This window comes from Enterobacter sp. 6722112 (assembly GCF_058661685.1).
Genome location: NZ_JBZWGR010000006.1, coordinates 1 through 20,328, shown reverse-complemented (window position 1 = coordinate 20,328; position 20,328 = coordinate 1). Strand labels below are relative to the sequence as shown.

Annotated in this window: 24 protein-coding genes and 2 pseudogenes; 16 read left to right on the top strand and 10 right to left on the bottom strand. The window is 51.6% G+C overall.

Annotation, left to right across the window (positions count from 1 at the left end; all coding sequences use genetic code 11):
* Positions 1–98: 98 nt before the first annotated feature.
* The 5 genes from AC4OVU_RS01325 to AC4OVU_RS01305 all read left to right on the top strand — a co-directional run bounded on the left by AC4OVU_RS01325 (position 99) and on the right by AC4OVU_RS01305 (position 2,924).
* Positions 99–425 (top strand): hypothetical protein, encoded by a 327-nt coding sequence (locus AC4OVU_RS01325; protein WP_003100858.1) that lies wholly within the window; start codon positions 99–101, stop codon positions 423–425.
* Positions 422–922 carry a hypothetical protein gene (locus tag AC4OVU_RS01320; protein ID WP_003100856.1) on the top strand — a complete coding sequence of 167 codons (501 nt, stop codon included), beginning with the start codon at positions 422–424 and terminating at the stop codon, positions 920–922. Before AC4OVU_RS01325 ends, AC4OVU_RS01320 begins: the two co-directional genes overlap by 4 nt.
* Positions 919–1,290: a hypothetical protein gene (locus tag AC4OVU_RS01315; protein ID WP_003100853.1), complete on the top strand. Its 372-nt coding sequence runs from the start codon at positions 919–921 to the stop codon at positions 1,288–1,290. Before AC4OVU_RS01320 ends, AC4OVU_RS01315 begins: the two co-directional genes overlap by 4 nt.
* On the top strand, positions 1,284–1,841 hold the full coding sequence (locus AC4OVU_RS01310; protein ID WP_003100847.1) for a recombinase family protein: 558 nt from the start codon (positions 1,284–1,286) through the stop codon (positions 1,839–1,841). The genes AC4OVU_RS01315 and AC4OVU_RS01310 overlap by 7 nt, the downstream gene beginning before the upstream one ends.
* Before the next feature lie 78 nt (positions 1,842–1,919).
* Positions 1,920–2,924 carry an IS110-like element IS4321 family transposase gene (locus AC4OVU_RS01305; RefSeq protein ID WP_000427623.1) on the top strand — a complete coding sequence of 335 codons (1,005 nt, stop codon included), beginning with the start codon at positions 1,920–1,922 and terminating at the stop codon, positions 2,922–2,924.
* 181 nt (positions 2,925–3,105) lie between these two features.
* Here the strand turns inward: AC4OVU_RS01305 and AC4OVU_RS01300 are convergent, their stop codons facing one another.
* Positions 3,106–3,462, bottom strand: coding sequence for a ferritin-like domain-containing protein (locus AC4OVU_RS01300; RefSeq protein WP_491928599.1), 357 nt, complete (start codon positions 3,460–3,462; stop codon positions 3,106–3,108).
* Between the two features lie 339 nt (positions 3,463–3,801).
* Here AC4OVU_RS01300 and AC4OVU_RS01295 point away from each other — a divergent pair.
* Positions 3,802–4,499, top strand: a protein-coding gene (locus tag AC4OVU_RS01295) for an IS1 family transposase (RefSeq protein ID WP_223335778.1) whose coding sequence is annotated in 2 segments (ribosomal slippage) — positions 3,802–4,051 and positions 4,051–4,499 — 699 coding nt in all. Because the reading frame shifts where the segments join, the coding sequence is not laid out codon by codon here.
* A gap of 282 nt (positions 4,500–4,781) precedes the next feature.
* Here AC4OVU_RS01295 and malE read toward each other — a convergent pair.
* A complete protein-coding gene (malE, locus tag AC4OVU_RS01290; RefSeq protein WP_049258900.1) occupies positions 4,782–5,969 on the bottom strand; it encodes a maltose/maltodextrin ABC transporter substrate-binding protein MalE in 1,188 nt (395 codons plus the stop codon).
* Between the two features lie 293 nt (positions 5,970–6,262).
* On the opposite strand from malE, the gene AC4OVU_RS01285 reads away from it, so the two are divergent.
* Positions 6,263–7,588 carry an alpha-amylase family glycosyl hydrolase gene (locus AC4OVU_RS01285; protein WP_004098825.1) on the top strand — a complete coding sequence of 442 codons (1,326 nt, stop codon included), beginning with the start codon at positions 6,263–6,265 and terminating at the stop codon, positions 7,586–7,588.
* 214 nt (positions 7,589–7,802) lie between these two features.
* Here AC4OVU_RS01285 and AC4OVU_RS01280 read toward each other — a convergent pair.
* A protein-coding gene (locus tag AC4OVU_RS01280) for an IS1 family transposase (RefSeq protein ID WP_223852547.1) occupies positions 7,803–8,500 on the bottom strand; the annotation gives its coding sequence in 2 pieces (ribosomal slippage) (positions 7,803–8,251 and positions 8,251–8,500; 699 coding nt in all).
* A gap of 160 nt (positions 8,501–8,660) precedes the next feature.
* Between AC4OVU_RS01280 and AC4OVU_RS01275 the strand changes: the two are divergent.
* Positions 8,661–8,893 (top strand): annotated as a pseudogene (locus tag AC4OVU_RS01275) (DUF2913 family protein); the annotation flags it as partial.
* Here the strand turns inward: AC4OVU_RS01275 and AC4OVU_RS01270 are convergent.
* From AC4OVU_RS01270 to AC4OVU_RS01255, 4 genes are all read right to left on the bottom strand, one after another.
* A complete protein-coding gene (locus AC4OVU_RS01270; protein WP_040113343.1) occupies positions 8,890–9,819 on the bottom strand; it encodes an Rpn family recombination-promoting nuclease/putative transposase in 930 nt (309 codons plus the stop codon). The pseudogene AC4OVU_RS01275 and the gene AC4OVU_RS01270 overlap by 4 nt on opposite strands.
* Before the next feature lie 145 nt (positions 9,820–9,964).
* On the bottom strand, positions 9,965–10,165 hold the full coding sequence (locus AC4OVU_RS01265; protein WP_045358108.1) for a hypothetical protein: 201 nt from the start codon (positions 10,163–10,165) through the stop codon (positions 9,965–9,967).
* Between the two features lie 53 nt (positions 10,166–10,218).
* Complete coding sequence (locus AC4OVU_RS01260; protein WP_042005150.1) at positions 10,219–10,851, bottom strand: recombinase family protein; 633 nt, start codon at positions 10,849–10,851, stop codon at positions 10,219–10,221.
* A gap of 189 nt (positions 10,852–11,040) precedes the next feature.
* Entirely contained in the window at positions 11,041–11,118 is a 78-nt protein-coding gene (locus tag AC4OVU_RS01255) for a hypothetical protein (RefSeq protein ID WP_487250413.1), read from the bottom strand.
* A 571-nt stretch (positions 11,119–11,689) separates the two neighbouring features.
* Here AC4OVU_RS01255 and AC4OVU_RS01250 point away from each other — a divergent pair.
* Entirely contained in the window at positions 11,690–12,691 is a 1,002-nt protein-coding gene (locus AC4OVU_RS01250) for an IS5 family transposase (protein ID WP_491928598.1), read from the top strand.
* On the opposite strand, the gene AC4OVU_RS01245 is transcribed toward AC4OVU_RS01250, so the two are convergent.
* From AC4OVU_RS01245 to AC4OVU_RS01235, 3 genes are all read right to left on the bottom strand, one after another.
* A protein-coding gene (locus AC4OVU_RS01245) for an IS1 family transposase (RefSeq protein WP_223814698.1) occupies positions 12,626–13,323 on the bottom strand; the annotation gives its coding sequence in 2 pieces (ribosomal slippage) (positions 12,626–13,074 and positions 13,074–13,323; 699 coding nt in all). The two genes, AC4OVU_RS01250 and AC4OVU_RS01245, sit on opposite strands and share 66 nt — an antisense overlap.
* Positions 13,324–13,421: 98 nt before the next feature.
* Positions 13,422–13,688 (bottom strand): hypothetical protein, encoded by a 267-nt coding sequence (locus tag AC4OVU_RS01240; RefSeq protein ID WP_491928597.1) that lies wholly within the window; start codon positions 13,686–13,688, stop codon positions 13,422–13,424.
* Positions 13,689–13,693: 5 nt separating this feature from the next.
* The gene (locus tag AC4OVU_RS01235; protein ID WP_427823741.1) at positions 13,694–14,398 is read right to left on the bottom strand and encodes an IS6-like element IS26 family transposase; all 705 of its coding nucleotides are present in this window, start codon (positions 14,396–14,398) and stop codon (positions 13,694–13,696) included.
* On the opposite strand from AC4OVU_RS01235, the gene AC4OVU_RS01230 reads away from it, so the two are divergent.
* The 7 genes and pseudogenes from AC4OVU_RS01230 to AC4OVU_RS01200 all read left to right on the top strand — a co-directional run.
* Complete coding sequence (locus AC4OVU_RS01230; RefSeq protein WP_071885314.1) at positions 14,389–14,742, top strand: recombinase family protein; 354 nt, start codon at positions 14,389–14,391, stop codon at positions 14,740–14,742. The two genes, AC4OVU_RS01235 and AC4OVU_RS01230, sit on opposite strands and share 10 nt — an antisense overlap.
* Before the next feature lie 358 nt (positions 14,743–15,100).
* Positions 15,101–15,817: an ABC transporter permease gene (locus AC4OVU_RS01225; protein WP_080377932.1), complete on the top strand. Its 717-nt coding sequence runs from the start codon at positions 15,101–15,103 to the stop codon at positions 15,815–15,817.
* On the top strand, positions 15,817–16,545 hold the full coding sequence (locus tag AC4OVU_RS01220) for an ABC transporter permease (protein WP_057072996.1): 729 nt from the start codon (positions 15,817–15,819) through the stop codon (positions 16,543–16,545). The genes AC4OVU_RS01225 and AC4OVU_RS01220 overlap by 1 nt, the downstream gene beginning before the upstream one ends.
* On the top strand, positions 16,542–17,306 hold the full coding sequence (locus AC4OVU_RS01215) for an ABC transporter ATP-binding protein (protein WP_057072961.1): 765 nt from the start codon (positions 16,542–16,544) through the stop codon (positions 17,304–17,306). Before AC4OVU_RS01220 ends, AC4OVU_RS01215 begins: the two co-directional genes overlap by 4 nt.
* Before the next feature lie 80 nt (positions 17,307–17,386).
* Complete coding sequence (locus AC4OVU_RS01210) at positions 17,387–18,253, top strand: transporter substrate-binding domain-containing protein (RefSeq protein WP_057072971.1); 867 nt, start codon at positions 17,387–17,389, stop codon at positions 18,251–18,253.
* A gap of 109 nt (positions 18,254–18,362) precedes the next feature.
* Complete coding sequence (locus AC4OVU_RS01205; protein WP_491928596.1) at positions 18,363–19,820, top strand: M20 family metallopeptidase; 1,458 nt, start codon at positions 18,363–18,365, stop codon at positions 19,818–19,820.
* Positions 19,821–20,060: 240 nt separating this feature from the next.
* Positions 20,061–20,184: pseudogene (locus AC4OVU_RS01200) on the top strand (GGDEF domain-containing protein); the annotation flags it as partial.
* Positions 20,185–20,328 lie beyond the last annotated feature (144 nt).

The window sequence follows — 20,328 nt, the reverse complement described above, 5'->3', positions numbered from 1 at the left end:
CATCCAGTTCCCGACCGCGTAGCCGCCTGTCCTGCCGATCAGGTCTTGACCATCGACGCCTGGGATCAGTCCTGAATGTTCTTGGAGACCACTACGTTATGAGCCGCAGCCGCCGCAAAACACCCATCGTCGGGCACACGACCTGCGGCAGCGAGCGCGAGGACAAGAAGCTCTGGCATCAGCGCTGGCGCACCCGTGAGCGCACGGCGCTGACCAGCGCGTCGCCCGAAGCCCTGAGCGCCCATCTGCCCCTGCTGGAAAACCAGGCCAGCAGCGTCTGGTCGATGGGCAAGGATGGCCGCTCCTACTGGCCCGTCAAGCGCCAGGCCGCCACGGCGGATCGCATCGCCAATCACAAGGGACGCAACCCGCAAGAACGCGCCTCCCTGAAAAAGCGCCTGCTGCGCAAGTGGATGAGCAAATGAAGCTCTCCTTCCATCAGCACATTGCGCTGTTCTGGATGATCGGTGCTCCGGGCGTCTTCGCGCCCGTGATCGAGAACGCCAAGCGGCCCGATGCCGGCGCCGTCATGGCGTGGGGTGTCGCGATCGTGGCGGTGATGATCCTCTTCACCCCTTTGCTGCTGCGCTGTCCACCATTCCGGCGCTGGTATGGCCGGACGGATGCGCTGTCGGAGCGGCAGCGCCAGGCGCTTGCCGAGCGCGGCCTGCGCCGCTACTACCAGACCGCTTTCGATGACGGCTACGTGCCCCGCGTGATGCCCTACGTGTGGCGCATCATCTGGACGGTCGGCGGGTTGATGGCTGTGACCGCCGTACTGCCTACCAACACCGGACGGCCAGCCTTCGATGCCTTGGTGGTCTTCTCGACCTGGTATCCGATAGGCGTGATGCTGCTGGTTTTCGCGTCGAGGCCCCTTGGCCGGTTGATTCGCCAAAGAGCACAGGAGCGGCGGAAATGAGCACGTCAACCATCGAGGCGCTGGCCAGCGCCTGGGCAAGGATTGCCGAGGAAGCGGAATTCCCCGCTGACTACGAGGGGACTGCCACACCACAAGCGCATCGGGCTAGCGAAGCTATTCAGGAGCAGATTCGGGAGCGCATCGTCGCCACCAACGACATGCGGCTGTTCAGCCTGCTGCACCTGCTGGGTCAGGCGTCGCTGCGCATGGAGCAAGCGCTGTGGCCGGAGGATTACGAGCGGATGACGCGCGAGGTTGAGGAAGCCCTGCGGCAAGCCACCGACGCCAACGCCAGATCGTACACCCACGAAGAAGTGATGCAGGCGATGCAGGAACGCATCGACCGGGCGCGAGACAAGCCATGTTGATTGGCTATGCGCGCGTCTCGACGCAGGATCAGAACCTGGAGCTGCAACGCGAAGCCTTGAGCAAGGCCGGATGTAAAAAGGTCTTCGAGGACAAGGTGAGTGGCACGCGGGCAGACCGGCCTGGCTTGGCCAAGACGCTCGAAATGCTGCGCGAAGGCGATACTTTGGTCGTCTGGAAGCTCGACCGGCTGGGCCGGTCGGTCAAGCAACTGGTCGATCTGGTCGGCGATCTGCACAAGCACGGTGTCCAGTTCAGGAGCCTCACCGACTCCATCGACACCGGCACACCATCCGGGCGGTTCTTCTTCCACGTCATGGCGAGCCTTGCCGAAATGGAGCGCGAGCTGACCGTCGAGCGCACCCGCGCCGGGCTGGAAGTCGCCAAGCAGCTCGGCCGCAAAGGCGGCCGCAAGCCGAAGATGACCGACAGCAAGATCGAGTCGGCCAAGAAGCTGCTGGCCAGCGGGGTGCCGCCCAAGGACGTGGCCAAGAACCTCGGCGTGTCCATTCCGACGCTGTACCGCTGGGTGCCAGCCTCCACGCACGCTTAGCGTGCTTTATTTAATGAGATGGTCACTCCCTCCTTCCCGGTACTATGCTGAGGACAGGCTTTCATTCGGAGAACTATCATGGAAAACATTGCGCTCATTGGTATCGATCTGGGTAAAAACTCTTTCCATATTCATTGCCAGGATCGTCGCGGCAAGGCTGTTTACCGTAAAAAATTTACCCGGCCAAAGTTGATCGAATTTTTGGCGACATGCCCCGCTACAACCATCGCAATGGAAGCCTGTGGCGGTTCTCACTTTATGGCACGCAAGTTGGAAGAGTTGGGGCATTCCCCAAAGCTGATATCACCACAATTTGTCCGCCCGTTCGTTAAAAGCAATAAAAACGACTTTGTCGACGCCGAAGCTATTTGTGAAGCTGCATCGCGTCCGTCTATGCGTTTTGTGCAGCCCAGAACGGAATCTCAGCAGGCAATGCGGGCTCTGCATCGTGTCCGTGAATCCCTGGTTCAGGATAAGGTAAAAACAACCAATCAAATGCATGCTTTTCTGCTGGAATTTGGCATTAGCGTTCCCCGAGGAGCTGCCGTTATTAGCCGACTGAGTACCATTCTTGAGGATAATAGTTTGCCTCTTTACCTCAGCCAGTTATTGCTGAAATTACAACAGCATTATCACTATCTTGTTGAGCAGATTAAAGATTTGGAATCCCAGTTGAAACGAAAGTTGGACGAAGATGAGGTTGGACAGCGCTTGCTGAGCATTCCCTGCGTCGGAACACTGACAGCGAGTACTATTTCAACTGAGATTGGCGACGGGAAGCAGTACGCCAGCAGCCGTGACTTTGCGGCGGCAACAGGGCTTGTACCTCGGCAGTACAGCACGGGAGGTAGGACGACATTGCTGGGAATTAGTAAGCGAGGTAATAAAAAGATCCGAACTTTGTTGGTTCAATGTGCCAGGGTATTCATACAAAAACTGGAACACCAGTCTGGCAAATTGGCCGATTGGGTCAGGGATTTACTGTGCCGGAAAAGCAACTTTGTCGTCACTTGTGCTCTGGCAAACAAGCTGGCCAGAATAGCCTGGGCCCTAACGGCACGACAGCAAACTTATGTAGCATAACGGCAGAAATACACCGGTTTAAAGAATTACTGATCTGGTTTTGCGAATACTGATATTGATGATACTAACGGCCCACCGGCCTGTTGAGGAACCTGTAAAACGGAAAGGCTCATTGAAGCCGTATATTTTCTGGAGGTTCATCAGGCGCGGAACTCATCAAGGCGCGGGAATAAAATCCCATTCAGACGCCGGATAGATTCAAGCAAGCCAACTTGTCGTCAAAATCGGTGTTGCAAAAACGGGAGTGACCATAGATTCCGTTTTCCAAGTGGACCCCAAACAGATCTTCCAGCGTGGAAAATTCACCGCACCGGGCGTGTTGCTCCTGTAACACCGGCGTGGCGCCGCTCTGTTTGATGTATTCGTACATGCGCATCATTTGCGTCACCGTATTTTGCGCCTGATGACGCAAAAATAGTGCGGTGCCATTAAGGCTATTCTCGCTGCACCTCTGGCTGAGCTGAAGATACAAATTTGAGGTATAAAACTCCTGATTCATTTGCGCATTCAGTTTTTGAACTATTCCGCTAGCGATCATAGGACTTCCTTATTTCTTGTCATCTCAGAAAACGGTCACTCTTCGAAAAAACAACCAGAATAAAAGCGATTCTTTCGCTTTTTTTATTGCGCCTGGTTACGCAGTCATATTCATTTTAAGTCGGGATGCTCCTTATTTAAATATCCAACCCTACTATCGCATTTCTATCTGGCATTATTCTGTGATGGTGTTTCGATATTCACACTCCCTGTGCCAATCCTTTCTTATCGACAGTAGGAAACTTCCTCCGGCTATTCTGCTGAACACGATTAGGGGCACTGTTGGGTGATGCTGCCAACTTACTGATTTAGTGTATGATGGTGTTTTTGAGGTGCTCCAGTGGCTTCTGTTTCTATCAGCTGTCCCTCCTGTTCAGCTACTGACGGGGTGGTGCGTAACGGCAAAAGCACCGCCGGACATCAGCGCTATCTCTGCTCTCACTGCCGTAAAACATGGCAACTGCAGTTCACTTACACCGCTTCTCAACCCGGTACGCACCAGAAAATCATTGATATGGCCATGAATGGCGTTGGATGCCGGGCAACCGCCCGCATTATGGGCGTTGGCCTCAACACGATTTTCCGCCATTTAAAAAACTCAGGCCGCAGTCGGTAACCTCGCGCATACAGCCGGGCAGTGACGTCATCGTCTGCGCGGAAATGGACGAACAGTGGGGATACGTCGGGGCTAAATCGCGCCAGCGCTGGCTGTTTTACGCGTATGACAGGCTCCGGAAGACGGTTGTGGCGCACGTATTCGGTGAACGCACTCTGGCCACACTGGAGCGTCTTCTGAGCCTGCTGTCGGCCTTTGAGGTCGTGGTATGGATGACGGATGGCTGGCCGCTGTATGAATCCCGCCTGAAGGGAAAGCTGCACGTAATCAGCAAGCGTTACACTCAGCGCATTGAGCGACATAACCTGAATCTGAGACAACATCTGGCAAGGCTGGGACGGAAGTCACTGTCGTTCTCAAAATCGGTGGAGCTGCATGACAAGGTCATCGGGCATTATCTGAACATAAAACACTATCATTAAGTTGGAGTCATTACCCAGAAAGTCACTTTCGGGTGATCTGGCTGGAATGCAAACTGATGTTACCGTCACGCGTATCACGATTACTTTCTGAAACGGGGTTCCTGTCAGTCAGCCAACTGTTGCGTGATCTGAAATAGCTGAACTCCCCGGTGTTATAGCCGGGGAGGCCACCTCAGGACATTGTCTCTGGCCTATACAGTAACTCTTGCCCCACCGGGCATGAATGACACTCATGGCATCGATTTCGATTAAGCTGTCTTGAAAATAAACTCACTAGATGTATTATGGCTGAGTAGTTAGGACCCTTTCTTTTGCTGTATTAAGAGCGCTTTCTGGAGATTGCTTCTGATTAATTGCGTTGATTATAGCGGTTTTCTCCGCATACCAGAATGAACTCATCTCAGGAATGTTTGGCATGATCTCGCCATTTTCTGCGCTCTGCATGGTTGCCTGGATACGCGGATCTTTTTCCAGTTTTTTCTGGTAGCTCTTCAGTGTAACTGCACCTAATGGAACGGCATCATTCAGCGTGGTAAGTCCTTCATCTGTCATCAGATAATTTTCTATAAATTCCACAGCCAGTTCTTTATTAGGGCTGGCTGCATTAATGCCGATGCTGACGACCCCCACAAATGGTCTAGCCTTTTGTCCCTGGAATGTGGGCAGTACCGTAACACCGTAGTCAATACCGCTGGTACCAATATTTTCCCATGACCACGGGCCATTGATAATCATCGCTGTTTCACCTTTATTAAAGCTGGCTTCAGCTAGCGGATAATCCGTATCTGGGCTAATACGTCCGCTTTTGACCATATTCACAATAAATTCCAGCCCTTTAACTGCGCCTTCATTATCAATACCCACATGACTTGTATCGTAACCGTTATCGGTCTTTTTAAATACGTACCCCCCCGCAGAGGCAATTAATGGCCATGTAAAATAGGGCTCAGAAATATTCCATGTAATTGCTTTTTTACCCTTTTTTCTTAGTTCATCATCCATTGCCGGGATTTCTTCCCACGTGGAAGGTGGGGATTTAATCAGCTTTTTATTCCAGATCAGAGTCAGCGCTTCTATACTCATAGGATAACCAATCAGCTTCCCGTTATACTTCACGGCGTCCCATGCAAAGGGGACTATTTTCTCTTTGAATGCCGGGGAAGGATTAACCTCGTATAATAAACCTGACTTTGCATACCCGCCAAAACGGTCATGCGCGTATATAACAATATCCGGACCACCACCACTGCTTGCCACCAAGGGGAATCTTTCCTCTATATTTTTCGGTTGTTCCACCGTGACAGGAATACCGGTATCGGCTTCAAAACGTTTTCCGACAGTCTCAAGAGCCTGTCGTCCATTACCAAGACTACCTCCCCAAATGATCAGTTTACCTTCCTGTATCGCCGCATACGGGGTTGCAGAGTACCACGCAGCGCAGGCAGCAATAAGCATGAATGATTTTTTCATCGGGATTCCCTCCAATTTAATTTGAATTTGTATGATCCTGTATCAATATTCGTCAGATTAACTCCTCCTGTGATCTCATCCCCCCATGTACAATCAGTGATAATGATCTCAATTTATCTATATAATGTGAGTTACCTCACAAAAATAGAAGGCTGAAACATGACTTTTATCACATTGTATTGTGAAGTCATAAGATTTAACTCATCCCCAACATACTAGCGAAAGGAGGATTTTACTGAAAGAGGAGAGGTTTATAATATCTTTTGATTATTACTTTAAAAAAAGAGTGTGTTATGGAAAAGAAATTATCCAAGTATGAGCCTGATGAGTATGTAAAAGTTAAGCATCCGGAATGGTCGAAAAATGCCACAATCTACCAGGTTAATATAAGGCAATTTACTAAAGGTGGGACATTTAATTCCTTTGAAAAACATCTTGACAGGATTAAATCCCTTGGTGTTGATATTATTTGGCTGATGCCAATTCACCCTGTTGGGATCGAAGCTCGTAAGGGCTCGTTGGGGAGTAGTTATTCTGTTCGCGACTATTATGATGTCAATGAGGAGTTTGGTACTCATGAAGATCTCAAACAGCTAGTAAGAAAAATTCATGACAAAGGGATGTATGTCATTCTCGACTGGGTGGCAAACCATTCTTCTCGAGATAATACATTGACCATTACTCATCCCGAATGGTATTCAAAAGACAGAAAAGGTCATTTTACGCCCACACCTTGGTATGACTGGGATGATATTATCGAGTTTGATTACGGCAATGCTGAATTACGCCAGTACATGACGGCAGCATTGAAATACTGGGTTGATGAATTTGATATCGACGGATACCGGTGTGATGTCGCCGGTTTTGTCCCGCTTGATTTCTGGGAAAATGCCCGAGCAGAGCTTGAGGCGATAAAACCCGTTTTTATGCTGGCAGAATGGGAGTCCCGGGATTTGCTGAAAAAATCCTTTGACATGGTCTATTCATGGAGCCTGTGGGACAAAATGCTACTGGCGGTTAATACCGGAAAGTTATCTCCGCTGATAGAATGGATGGCGCACCAAACAAAAGCATTTCCAGCTGACGGAATAAGCATGTCATTTATTGAAAATCATGATAAGAATGCCTGGGAAGGGAATCAATTTGATAACTTTGGCTCGGGTCTGGAAGCCGCGATTGTTATGACCGTAATGGTAAAAGGTATGCCATTAATTTATGGTGGGCAGGAAGCCGGACTGAAGCGCTCTCTGCCATTTTTTGAAAAAGATGAAATAATCTGGCAGAAACACCACATAGGTGAATTATACAAAACCCTGTTTCATCTTAAACATGTGAATCATGCCCTGTGGAATGCTCATAACGGTGGTGAGATGGTACGAATTAACCATAATCATGAAGATAAAGTTATTGCTTTCTCCAGAGAGAAAGATGGGCATGCCATTATTTCCATGATTAACTTCAGTAAAGAAAAATTGACAATAAAAATCAAGGAGAAGGAATATAGTGGATATTATATTGATTGGTTCACAAAAGAAGAAATAGATGTTAAAAATCTCAGCCAGGTGGTTCTTCAACCCTGGGGTTATAAAATATTCAGTAGCATCCCGAAAAACGCATAGTCAGAGAAATAATCACTATGTTTTAAATTGTATTAGTCGCGACTGGATCTGACACATAGTCTTGAAAGATTGAAAGTTACCGGTTTGATATGGGGGGCGAAGCCTTATAGGGGGCCGACGATCAGTGGAACGAAAACTCACGTTGAGCGATTGTGGCTGAGAAAAACCAAAGGATCCTGCTGGGATCCTTTGAAAGGAGGGTAATGACTCCAACTTATTGATGGTGTTTTATGTTCAGATAATGCCCGATGACTTTGTCATGCAGCTCCACCGATTTTGAGAACGACAGCGACTTCCGTCCCAGCCGTGCCAGGTGCTGCCTCAGATTCAGGTTATGCCGCTCAATTCGCTGCGTATATCGCTTGCTGATTACGTGCAGCTTTCCCTTCAGGCGGGATTCATACAGCGGCCAGCCATCCGTCATCCATACCACGACCTCAAAGGCCGACAGCAGGCTCAGAAGACGCTCCAGTGTGGCCAGAGTGCGTTCACCGAATACGTGCGCCACAACCGTCTTCCGGAGCCTGTCATACGCGTAAAACAGCCAGCGCTGGCGCGATTTAGCCCCGACGTATCCCCACTGTTCGTCCATTTCCGCGCAGACGATGACGTCACTGCCCGGCTGTATGCGCGAGGTTACCGACTGCGGCCTGAGTTTTTTAAATGGCGGAAAATCGTGTTGAGGCCAACGCCCATAATGCGGGCGGTTGCCCGGCATCCAACGCCATTCATGGCCATATCAATGATTTTCTGGTGCGTACCGGGTTGAGAAGCGGTGTAAGTGAACTGCAGTTGCCATGTTTTACGGCAGTGAGAGCAGAGATAGCGCTGATGTCCGGCGGTGCTTTTGCCGTTACGCACCACCCCGTCAGTAGCTGAACAGGAGGGACAGCTGATAGAAACAGAAGCCACTGGAGCACCTCAAAAACACCATCATACACTAAATCAGTAAGTTGGCAGCATCACCCGGGATATGAACAAGCCAGAACCGCACTTTTCTAGCCTGTATCTCCATCGATGACTCATCGCTTTTTTACTGGATTGTGCCCGACTGAGAAGCTGCTAACTGGGGGCCGGTCGGAATGCTGTGGCGCTCAGTGCGGGTGTGAACGGCATTTATCTCTTACGAGCCAATCTCTATGTCGCTTTACAGATAAATCCGTTGACAGCGTGTCTGACGGGGGAATGTGGCGAGGTGATGAAGCTGTTTAATCGCTGTGGCTGGCTGAACTTGAGTCTGGTGACTCCCTGCCCCACCAGTATTCGCTGATGACCAGACAGGGAGTGCCAGGAAAGGGTGATTAGTGGCGGATCTGCGCCAGGTCGTCTTCAGTCAGACCAGTCATTTTTATGACGGTATTGCGGTCAATGCCGTTCTGGAGCATGGTTCGTGCAATTTTAAGGGTGGCTTCGCGCTCGCCTTTTTCAATGCCGCGTTGTTCACCGAGCTGAATCCCCTTCTCGATGCCCTTCTGTTCAAGCTGTTGTGCGATGGTCATAAGTGCGTCTCCGTGTTGCGGCACACGCTGTGCCAGTTCGCGTACAAAGGCTTCGGCGTCGGATGTTTCGCCTGCCTGCACTATATAGTGTACCAGCGATATCACCTGCGATGAAGACAAGTATCCCGCCAGCAAGATGGGTGCCAGCCGGTCGACCAGTTCTGCCAGGTCCCGCTGGTGAATATGCTTTTGCAGTAAAGTCAGGGCGGCCATGCTGCGATGGCCAGCGATTTCATCATCCGGAATGATCGTAACGTCTACCAGCGGGAAAGCGTTGCTGTAGAGTTTGCCTGCCAGCTCGGGAGCGTCAAATTCATCCAGCCAACGAGTAGAGTACGGATACGGGCTGCGCTTACCCGTATAGAACAGCACCGGTATCACCAGTGGCAGTTTTTTATGCCCTGCCTCCAGGTGGCGCTGCATGGCGGCTACCGCATAGCGTATGAGGCGGAAAGCCATATGTTTGTCCGGCGTTGACTGGTGCTCGACCAGAACATGAATATAGCCGTCGCCGGCTGTAGTTTTCAGGCTATAGAGGACGTCGCTGAAATACTGGCGGAGATCATCCTCAACGAACGAGCCTGATTCCAGTTTCAGCGTGCTGAGATCGCAGACTGCTCGCAGCTCTGCAGGCAGGTGGATTTCCATGAAATCCCGGGCAATATCCGGTTGCGTCAGGAACTGCCTGAACGTGGCATCGTGAGGAGTGGGTGTGCTGTTTTTCTTCTTCATCTGCCCTGGCTCTGAAAAATGACCCGGAGATGTTATCACAGCCTGGAAAAAGCTAATATTGGCGGTGAACGGAATTGCCATTCCTTCAGGGGGCCGTTCCGGGGTGGTTCGGTCCCCTCCCTAAACCATCTTTACTCATCATCAATTACTGCCTTAGCAACTTTCTTCCCTCTCTCAGATATTCTAAAACCTCTTCTCTCCGTCCTTCTGCGGCAGCTGTATATAATGTCGCGATACCGCTGACAGCCTGATGGCGGGTTATACTGCCTTTACTGAAATCATCCAGAACAGTACAAAGGAATTCCTCCAACAACTCCTGTTCTCTTTGAGATATTCTTTCAGCCATATTCGCTCCATAAGCTTAATTGTTTGTTCTGAACCTAACGTGAATAAGTATCGTCAATCAGTATCCTGTTTATGATTGCCGTTACAGACTCTGATTACTGTCATCTTTGATACGCCAGCTAGCCGGGCTGTTTCACGCAGTGATTTTCCGTGGGCCAGACGCAGAGTGCGTATCAATTCATGTTTCTGTGCATCGGCCACCCTGCCTCGGTATTTTCCTTCAGCTTTCGCCTTACTGATACCCTCTGACTGACGGCGTCGACGGTCTTCGTAATCTTTTCGGGCAATAGCGGCGAGCATATCCAGCATCATGCCATTTACGGCCTTCAGCATGCTTCGGGTAAAGTCATCACTTACTGTGCTGGATAGCGCCAGATGGCTGGTCGGTAGATCAAGACTGACGATGGCCAGCTGCTTATCGGTAATTTGCTTTCTGAGTGTCTCCCAGCCTGCATCATCCAGGCGGGTAAGCCTGTCGACCTGTTCTATGAGAATCACATCACCAGGTTCCGCATCACCAAGAAGCCTGATCAGTTCAGGACGGTTCATTGTCGTACCGGAGACATTATCGATATACCAGCCAGCAATACGGTGGCCATTTTGGTTTGCAAATGCCTTCAGCGCATTTTTTGCGCGGCTGGCATCCTGCTCTGAAGTGGATGCCCGGAGGTAACCAAAAACGAACATATTTTGTCCTTCTGGTAACTTTTAAGTGGTCTTGCTTATAATGGTATCACTTATGTGGTAACAATAACATTCGCCAGTATTTTTTCGGGTGGTATATATAGAGCATACCCTAATGTGACATATTGGCGAGTGGTCTAGGATTGGTTAATAAAAAAGCCAGGGAATCCTGGCTCTTGGGTGAGCTGGTTGTTAGAAGAACCAGCGAATTAACTCTAAAAGCACAATGAGCGCTTTCAGAGCCTGGATGACTTTTGTAAGAGTCTCCATTTTCTCTCCTTTTCTGGAGAGTAGAACACCGAATGAACCCTTCCACTCTGTCATTCGGTTTTTAATCTTTAATGTCAGTTAAAGATAGTTCCACTCAGGTAATGGTACTGACTCAGCACCACCTGTTAGTCAGCCAGAGTCTAATCAATGTGTTAGCTGGCTCTTGTAAATCAGATTGATCAGAGTAAAGAGTGGGGGGTATCATTCAACCGTCAGTTAAAGATAGTTCCATTCCAGATCTGAGTACCAGCTTAGTTTTGGATGTAAAAAAGCCCGATCACCAGTCGGGCTTTTTTACATCTAAACCCGCTTGAAGCCTTATCATCCGCTGCCTTGACCCCAATTATGGGTTAATTTATTACTGTAACGCATTCCTAATAATCGCGATTTTATTGATCTAGAACAAAGTAAAAATGTCAGAGTACAAGTGAAGGGCGCTTGCGCTAAATGTAAATTTATACGATTAAAAAAAGATCATTTTTACTACTAACAATTATTCTTGTTCTTAGTCATTCATCTGAAAGGTAATGCTTCCAAGTGGCTTTGTTGAATAAATCGAACTTTTGCTGAGTTGAAGGATCAGATCACGCATCCTCCCGACAACACAGACCATTCCGTGGCAAAGCAAAAGTTCAGAATCACCAACTGGTCCACCTACAACAAAGCTCTCATCAACCGTGGCTCCCTCACTTTCTGGCTGGATGATGGGGCGATTCAGGCCTGGTATGAATCGGCAACGCCTTCATCACGGGGAAGGCCCCAGCGCTATTCTGATCTCGCCATCACCACCGTTCTGGTGATTAAACGCGTATTCCGGCTGACCCTGCGGGCTGCGCAGGGTTTTATTGATTCCATTTTTGCCCTGATGAACGTTCCGTTGCGCTGCCCGGATTACACCAGTGTCAGTAAGCGGGCAAAGTCGGTTAATGTCAGTTTCAAAACGTTCACCCGGGGTGAAATCGCACACCTGGTAATTGATTCCACCGGGCTGAAGGTCTTTGGTGAAGGCGAATGGAAAGTCAAAAAGCATGGCCAGGAACGCCGTCGTATCTGGCGAAAGTTGCATCTTGCTGTTGACAGCAACACACATGAAGTTGTCTGTGCAGACCTGTCGCTGAATAACGTCACGGACTCAGAAGCCTTCCCGGGCCTTATCCGGCAGACTCACAGAAAAATCAGGGCAGCCGCGGCAGACGGGGCTTACGACACCCGGCTCTGTCACGATGAACTGCGGCGTAAGAAAATCAGCGCGCTTATCCCTCCCCGAAAAGGTGCGGGTTACTGGCCCGGTGAATATGCAGACCGTAACCGTGCAGTGGCTAATCAGCGAATGACCGGGAGTAATGCGCGGTGGAAATGGACAACAGATTACAACCGTCGCTCGATAGCGGAAACGGCGATGTACCGGGTAAAACAGCTGTTCGGGGGTTCACTGACGCTGCGTGACTACGATGGTCAGGTTGCGGAGGCTATGGCCCTGGTACGAGCGCTGGGTAATGACTCCAACTTACTGATAGTGTTTTATGTTCAGATAATGCCCGATGACTTTGTCATGCAGCTCCACCGATTTTGAGAACGACAGTGACTTCCTGCCCAGCCTTGCCAGATGTTGCCTCAGATTCAGGTTATGCCGCTCAATGCGCTGCGTATATCGCTTGCTGATTACGTGCAGCTCTCCCTTCAGGCGTGATTCATAAAGCGGCCAGCCATCCGTCATCCATACCACGACCTCAAAGGCCGACAGCAGGCCCAGAAGACGCTCCAGCGTGGCCAGAGTGCGTTCACCGAATACGTGCGCCACAACCGTCCTCCGTATCCTGTCATACGCGTAAAACAGCCAGCGCTGACGTGATTTAGCACCGACGTAGCCCCACTGTTCGTCCATTTCAGCGCAGACGATGACATCACTGCCCGGTTGTATGCGCGAGGTTACCGACTGCGGCCTGAGTTTTTTAAGTGACGTAAAACCGTGTTGAGGCCAACGCCCATAATGCGTGCACTGGCGCGACATCCGACGCCATTCATGGCCATATCAATGATTTTCTGATGCGTACCGGGTTGAGAAGCGGTGTAAGTGAACTGTAGCTGCCATGTTTTACGGCAGTGAGAGCAGAGATAGCGCTGATGTCCGGCAGTACTTTTACCGTTACGCACCACGCCTTCAGTAGCTGAACAGGAGGGACAGCTGATAGAAACAGAAGCCACTGGAGCACCTCAAAAACACCATCATACACTAAATCAGTAAGTTGGCACCATTACCCCAGTTGTCTTAATGGCGAAGATTAACTCACCTTCTGTTATTCCTAACTTTTGGCCTCACGGGGTCGCAACGCCAGATGCACGCACAGGGTTTCCACCATTTGCTTGCCGATGGGTTGCAGCGGATCGAACGCCGTCATCGGATGTTGTGGAATCAGGCTGATATCCCGTCCGCGATAGCGGTGCAGCGCCACATCATGAAACCCCAGTGATTCATCGTCAGCAAAACGCATCGTGCCTCGACAAACAAACGCGGTATTCAGCGGCACTGTTGCAAAGTTAGCGATGAGGCAGCCTTTTGTCTTATTCAAAGGCCTTACATTTCAAAAACTCTGCTTACCTGGCGCATTTCGCCCAGGGGATCACCATAATAAAATGCTGAGGCCTGGCCTTTGCGTAGTGCACGCATCACCTCAATACCTTTGATGGTGGCGTAAGCCGTCTTCATGGATTTAAATCCCAGCGTGGCGTCGATTATCCGTTTCAGTTTGCCATGATCGCATTCAATCACGTTGTTCCGGTACTTAATCTGTCGGTGTTCAACGTCAGACGGGCACCGGCCTTCGCGTTTGAGCAGAGCAAGCGCGCGACCATAGGCGGGCGCTTTATCCGTGTTGATGAATCGCGGGATCTGCCACTTCTTCACGTTGTTGAGGATTTTACCCAGAAACCGGTATGCAGCTTTGCTGTTACGACGGGAGGAGAGATAAAAATCGACAGTGCGGCCCCGGCTGTCGACGGCCCGGTACAGATACGCCCAGCGGCCATTGACCTTCACGTAGGTTTCATCCATGTGCCACGGGCAAAGATCGGAAGGGTTACGCCAGTACCAGCGCAGCCGTTTTTCCATTTCAGGCGCATAACGCTGAACCCAGCGGTAAATCGTGGAGTGATCGACATTCACTCCGCGTTCAGCCAGCATCTCCTGCAGCTCACGGTAACTGATGCCGTATTTGCAGTACCAGCGTACGGCCCACAGAATGATGTCACGCTGAAAATGCCGGCCTTTGAATGGGTTCATGTGCAGCTCCATCAGCAAAAGGGGATGATAAGTTTATCACCACCGACTATTTGCAACAGTGCCCGTCGCCGTATGGACGAATGCTGGCGACGTTTCTTTCCGGCATTGCGGAGTTTGAGCGGGATCTCATCAGCGAGCGGGTCAAGTCAGGCCTTGCTGTTGCGAAGGCACGTGGTAAGAGGCTTGGTCGTCAGGCCGGAGTGCGACCAAAATCAGACCGACTTTTGCCTAAGGTGGTTGCGATGAGGGCCGAGGGACGCAGCTATCGCTGGATCGCACGCGAGCTCGGTATCAGCAAGAATACCGTCGCTGACATCGTGCAACGACACAGAGCTAACGCTTAGGGTGTCATTTCGCCCTCAGCCGGAACCGACCCCTGACAGCCAGACGCTAATGTCGCACCAAAATCGCCCAACGCACCAATGAGGTGCACTCTAATGCACTATTATGGTGCCAGTACGCCATTTTTCGCCACTCACTGCCCCTAAAGTGTGAGTCGTCATCAAAACAATAAAATGAAATACTGATTAATAAGCAATTTATATGCATAATTAATCGTTTCAACAATAATAAAAACGTGGCCTGAATATTGCTTTGCATCCTAAGTACTCTGCTCAATGCGAGGGATGTCAGCCAAAGGCCACCCGCAGCGTTCAGGCCGCGCGCGGAGTTATGCCTGCAAAAAGAAAATTGGAGTAACACGTGGAACAAATGACATTTTGGCAGCTCATCAGTTTTGGTGAGAATGGCTGGGGAAGATTGCTGCTGATGGGGACAGGAATGACCCTGGCATTGGCAGTAGGCGGTTTTTTATTGGGCGCACTCATCGGCACAATCGGTGCCTGGTCAAAAATAGCGGGCAATCGACCACTTCGTTTTGTGGCGGAATGCTACACCACCGTCACTCGCGGTATTCCTGACCTGCTGATTATCTTCCTGCTCTACTTTGGCGGTAGCTCTGCACTGACGCTGCTGGCAGGCCTGTTTGGGCACAACGGTTTTATCGGTTTTCCCGGTTATATCGCCGGGGTGATTGCCGTGGGTATCTCCTCGGGCGCACAGCAAACGGAAGTGTTCCGCGGCGCCTTCTACGCCGTCGCCAAAGGTGAAATAGAAGCGGCCAAAGCCTGCGGTATGCCTACCCTGCTGCGCTTGCGCCGCATTATTGTTCCGTTGCTGCTGCGCCATGCCATTCCTGCACTCGGCAACGTCTGGCAACTGGTGCTGAAAGCCTCGGCGCTGGTGTCGGTAACCGGCGTGGCAGAACTGCTGACCCAGTCACAGACCGGCGCAGGCTCTACCGGCAAACCCTTTGATTTCTACATGGCTGCCGCCATGATTTATCTGGTGATTTCGATTTTTTCCGGCTGGCTGATGCGCCGCGCGGAGGCACACTATTCGCGAGGTGTTAGACGGTAATGGACGTTAATTTTTTCTATGAAACCTTCCTGGAAATTATTCCTGGCGTACCGCTCACACTCCAACTCGCGGTAGGTTCAGTGCTGCTCGGCTTCTTTTTAGCCTTGGCGCTGGCCGCGATGCAGCTTTCTGGCAGTCGGCTGCTGCAATCAGTTGCACGTCTGTATGTACTGTTCTTCCGTGGCACGCCGCTACTGGTGCAGCTGTTCCTTATCTACTACGGGTTGGGGCAATTCAGTTGGGTGCGTGAAAGCGTCCTGTGGCCGATACTGCGTGAACCTTACTGGTGTGCGCTGCTGTCGTTAACGCTGTGCACCGGCGCTTACGCCAGCGAAATCATTCGCGGTGGTTTGCAATCGGTGCCCGCCGGACAGATCGAAGCCGCGCGCGCCTGTGGCATGCCATCCTGGAAAATATTTACCCGCATCGTGTTTCCGCTCGCCATTCGTCAGGCTCTGCCTGCCTATGGCAACGAGTTGATCTCCATGATCAAATCCACCTCGCTGGCGTCCATCATCACGCTGATGGAAATCACCGGCATCGCAGCCCGTTTGATTGCGGAAACCTACCGCGCGCTGGAGGTGTTTTTGGTGGCGGGGGCGATTTATCTGCTGATCAATCTGGTGCTCACCCGCCTGCTGGCTTTTGTCGAACACCGTATGACGCCGTATCTGCGCACACCGCAGTCACTGGCTGAAGTTAAGAATATGAAAGGAAATCCATCATGAGTACCGCCGCTATTAGCCTGCGCAACATTCACAAGCGTTTCGGCTCACTGGAAGTCCTGAAAGGGATCTCGTTTGAAGCCAGTCAGGGCGAGGTCGTCTCGATTCTGGGTTCCTCCGGCTCTGGCAAATCCACCCTGCTGCGCTGCACCAACCTGCTCGAGATCCCCGATCAGGGCGAAATTATTGTCGGTGGCGAAACCATCGCGATGAAAGTGAATCGCCAAGGGCAAAATCGTCCGGCCAGCCCGAAACAAATCGATCGTATCCGAACCCAGCTTGGCATGGTGTTTCAAAACTTCAATCTGTGGTCACACAAAACCGTGCTGGAAAACGTGATTGAAGCGCCTATCCATGTGCTCAAACGCGCCCCGCAGGACGCCAAGGAGCATGCGGAGCAGTTGCTTGAGAAGGTCGGGCTGGCGGATAAACGCCATTACTACCCTTCCCACCTTTCTGGCGGGCAGCAGCAGCGTGCCGCGATTGCGCGTGCGCTCGCCATGTCGCCCAAAGTGATGCTGTTTGATGAGCCCACGTCGGCGCTGGACCCAGAATTAGTCGGGGAAGTACTGCGCGTGATGCGCCAGTTGGCCGATGAAGGCATGACCATGTTGGTCGTCACCCATGAAATGGACTTTGCGCGTGAGGTGTCTAACCGCGTGGTGTTCCTGCATCAGGGTGAGATCGAAGAGCAAGGTACGCCGGAACAGATGTTTACGGCGAGCCAGTCCGCCCGTTTCCGCCAGTTTATTGCCAGTTGGTAACAGCACGCTACGCTTATCAACACCATGATGAAGAGCACAACGCTTAAAAACACAACAGACAACCACCAGGAGATATCTCAATGATAAAAACCAAACTCGCTGCCGCCGCCTATGCGCTTTGTCTGGCTGGCGCACTCTCCACGTCATTCAATGCAGCGGCAGAAGCCGGTAAAACCTGGAGCACCGTGCGCATCGCCACTGAAGGCGCATACCACCCGTACAACTTCACCAAGCCGGATGGCACGTTGGATGGTATGGAGATTGAGCTGTACAAAGTGCTGTGCGACAACATGAAGGTAAAGTGCGAGATCATGGTGCAGCCGTTTGCCAGCAGCATCCCGGCGCTGAACGCCGGTAAGTTTGATGCCATCATCTCCGGCATGTCCGCCACGCCGAAACGCCGTGAAGTGATCGATTTCAGCCAGCCCTACACGCAGGCGGGCCAAACCTTTGCCGTGCTGAAATCCAGCCCGCTGGCATCGCTGCCGGATCTGGGCACCCGTTTTTCCCTCAATGAGAAAGATGAAGCTACGGCCATCGCTGAAGTGGAAAAATTGCGCCCGCTGCTGAAAGGCAAAACCATTGGCGTTCAGTCTGCCTCGATCGCCAGCACGCTGTTGGATAAATATTTCAAAGGCATGATGACCGTGCGCGAATACAAAACCATGCAAGAGCACGATCTGGATCTGAAAGCCGGTCGCGTCGATCTGGTTATCGGTTCTGCGCCTTACATGAAAAATACTGCTGACAAATCAAACGGCGAAATCGTGATGGCGGGCCCGCAGTTCATCGGCGGCATTTTGGGCAGCGGTTCCTCCATCGGCCTGCGTAAAAGCGATCCTGAGCTGAAGGCCATGTTTGATAAAGCCATCGACCAGGCTAAAACAGACGGCACTATCAAAAAGCTGAGTGAAAAATGGTTCGGCATGGACACCACCCCGCTCTGATCGCCCTCTCGCGAACCTAATGTGAACCACGAACGTGGCGTCTGATTGACGCCACGTCTTCTTTATTTCCCACCGCATTCACGGTCATAACCGCAGGAGCACCTGATTCATGACGTCGCCATCAGAGCAACACACCTTGCCCGCCATAGATACCCATATCGTTAGCGCCCTGCGCGAACTGATTGCCGCGAAAAATCCGCAGTTCACCGCACTTAGCGACAGCATCTGGGATGTACCGGAACTCAACTATGAAGAAGTCCGTTCTGCGGCGCTGCATGAAGCCGTGCTCAGGCAGGAAGGTTTTCGCCTGACAACCGGTATTGCCGGAATGCCAACCGCCTTGCTGGGCGAATATGGTTCCGGGAAACCCGTTATTGCCTTGCTGGGTGAATACGATGCGCTGCCGTGTCTGAGCCAGCAAGCGGGCGTGGCGGAGCCTTGCCCTATCGATGCGGGGGGTAACGGTCACGGCTGCGGCCACAATTTGCTCGGCACCGCCGCATTGCAGGCCTCCACTGCGGTAAAAGATTATCTGCAACAGCACCAGTTACCCGGCACCGTGCGCTTTTACGGTTGCCCAGCGGAAGAGGGCGGCTCCTCTAAAGGCTTTATGGTCAAAGAGGGGGTGTTTGACGATGTGGATATTGCAATCTGCTGGCACCCGGCCACCTTTACCGGTGTTAACAGCCCGGATTCTCTGGCCTGCAACGAGCTGAATTTTTACTTTAAAGGCCGCGCGTCGCACGCCGCCAGCAGCCCACATCTGGGGCGCAGTGCGCTCGATGCCGTAGAATTGATGAACGTTGGCGTCAACTACATGCGCGAACACATGCCGTCCTCGGCGCGCGTACACTACGCCATCACCGACAGCGGTGGTCATGCGCCGAACGTGGTTCAGGCCAACGCAACGGTACGCTATCTGGTGCGGGCACGTCAGTTGCCTGAACTGCACCAGTTGGTGAAACGCGTGAAGAAAATCGCACAGGGTGCCGCGCTGATGACCGAAACAGAAGTGAGTTGGGAAGTGATCAGCGGCGATGCCAACTTGCTGGGTAACGCACCGCTGGAACAGCGCATGCATGAACATCTGCTGGCGCTTGGCCCCATTCAGTTCGATGATGCGGATCGCGCATTTGCCGCCACATTCCAAACCGCCATGAGTGCAGAAGATATTGCCAACTCCTACGCACGTTTTGGCGTGAAACCTAAAGCGGGTGAATCGCTGCATGAGGGTATCTATCCGCTTTACAGCCCGGACGACAGCTTTATCGGCTCCACCGACGTCGGCACGGTAAGCTGGGTAGTTCCAACCGTACAAATTCGTGCCGCCACCTACGCCATCGGCACCCCCGCCCACTCCTGGCAACTGGTAGCACAGGGCAAGGCACCTGCGGCGCACAAAGGCACCGCCTATGCGGCCGAAGCCATGGCGTCATTAACGGTGGATTTGCTCCTGAACCCGGCGCTGGTGGCACAGGCAAAAGCGGAATTGGCCGAGAAACTGAGCGTTACACCGTTTGAAAACCCGATCCCCGACGGCGTGGTTCCGCCCATTCCTCAAGCATAACGTCAACCCAGGGCGGGCCACATTTCCCGCCCCCGATTCCACTATCGCCAGACACGAAACAGAGCTCGCAACCGCGTTTAACTATTGCCAAAACGGCAGCAACGATGAAATGAGCAATCCGGCGGAGAAAAGCATAAAAATGACTCCGCCGACTTTATTGAGTACTGAAAAAAGACGATGGGATGAGATTTCTCTTTTTATTGCGCTGGCAAAAACACCATAAATACAATGAATCACTATAACGCAGACCAGTACGCGACGCTGGCGGAAATGATCGGCAAATGTGACGAAGTGATGTACCTGAAGAAATAACGAAAGACCCTCTCCCGGAAAGCAGAACCGTGACGCTTTCCTTCCCGGCTGATCCCCTGCCCCGGGGTTCAGCCGGACGGCAGGAACAATATATTTAACCTCATGGCGCATAAAGTCATTTATATTTGCTCATGGCGCAATAATCCTCTCATCGCAACAATTACTCGTTTTTTGTGTCCATGCTGCAAAAATTCCT

Excerpts from the sequence above, each read along its gene's own strand:
- AC4OVU_RS01215 (WP_057072961.1), top strand. The coding sequence starts at position 16,542 with ATGAGTACCGCCGCTATTAGCCTGCGCAACATTCACAAGCGTTTCGGC.
- AC4OVU_RS01265 (WP_045358108.1), bottom strand. The coding sequence starts at position 10,165 with ATGGCTGAAAGAATATCTCAAAGAGAACAGGAGTTGTTGGAGGAATTC.
- AC4OVU_RS01315 (WP_003100853.1), top strand. The coding sequence starts at position 919 with ATGAGCACGTCAACCATCGAGGCGCTGGCCAGCGCCTGGGCAAGGATT.
- AC4OVU_RS01260 (WP_042005150.1), bottom strand. The coding sequence starts at position 10,851 with ATGTTCGTTTTTGGTTACCTCCGGGCATCCACTTCAGAGCAGGATGCC.
- AC4OVU_RS01255 (WP_487250413.1), bottom strand. The coding sequence starts at position 11,118 with ATGGAGACTCTTACAAAAGTCATCCAGGCTCTGAAAGCGCTCATTGTG.
- AC4OVU_RS01325 (WP_003100858.1), top strand. The coding sequence starts at position 99 with ATGAGCCGCAGCCGCCGCAAAACACCCATCGTCGGGCACACGACCTGC.
- AC4OVU_RS01220 (WP_057072996.1), top strand. The coding sequence starts at position 15,817 with ATGGACGTTAATTTTTTCTATGAAACCTTCCTGGAAATTATTCCTGGC.
- AC4OVU_RS01320 (WP_003100856.1), top strand. The coding sequence starts at position 422 with ATGAAGCTCTCCTTCCATCAGCACATTGCGCTGTTCTGGATGATCGGT.
- AC4OVU_RS01270 (WP_040113343.1), bottom strand. The coding sequence starts at position 9,819 with ATGAAGAAGAAAAACAGCACACCCACTCCTCACGATGCCACGTTCAGG.
- AC4OVU_RS01230 (WP_071885314.1), top strand. The coding sequence starts at position 14,389 with ATGGGTTCATGTGCAGCTCCATCAGCAAAAGGGGATGATAAGTTTATC.
- AC4OVU_RS01285 (WP_004098825.1), top strand. The coding sequence starts at position 6,263 with ATGGAAAAGAAATTATCCAAGTATGAGCCTGATGAGTATGTAAAAGTT.
- AC4OVU_RS01305 (WP_000427623.1), top strand. The coding sequence starts at position 1,920 with ATGGAAAACATTGCGCTCATTGGTATCGATCTGGGTAAAAACTCTTTC.
- AC4OVU_RS01300 (WP_491928599.1), bottom strand. The coding sequence starts at position 3,462 with ATGATCGCTAGCGGAATAGTTCAAAAACTGAATGCGCAAATGAATCAG.
- malE (WP_049258900.1), bottom strand. The coding sequence starts at position 5,969 with ATGAAAAAATCATTCATGCTTATTGCTGCCTGCGCTGCGTGGTACTCT.
- AC4OVU_RS01310 (WP_003100847.1), top strand. The coding sequence starts at position 1,284 with ATGTTGATTGGCTATGCGCGCGTCTCGACGCAGGATCAGAACCTGGAG.
- AC4OVU_RS01210 (WP_057072971.1), top strand. The coding sequence starts at position 17,387 with ATGATAAAAACCAAACTCGCTGCCGCCGCCTATGCGCTTTGTCTGGCT.
- AC4OVU_RS01205 (WP_491928596.1), top strand. The coding sequence starts at position 18,363 with ATGACGTCGCCATCAGAGCAACACACCTTGCCCGCCATAGATACCCAT.
- AC4OVU_RS01235 (WP_427823741.1), bottom strand. The coding sequence starts at position 14,398 with ATGAACCCATTCAAAGGCCGGCATTTTCAGCGTGACATCATTCTGTGG.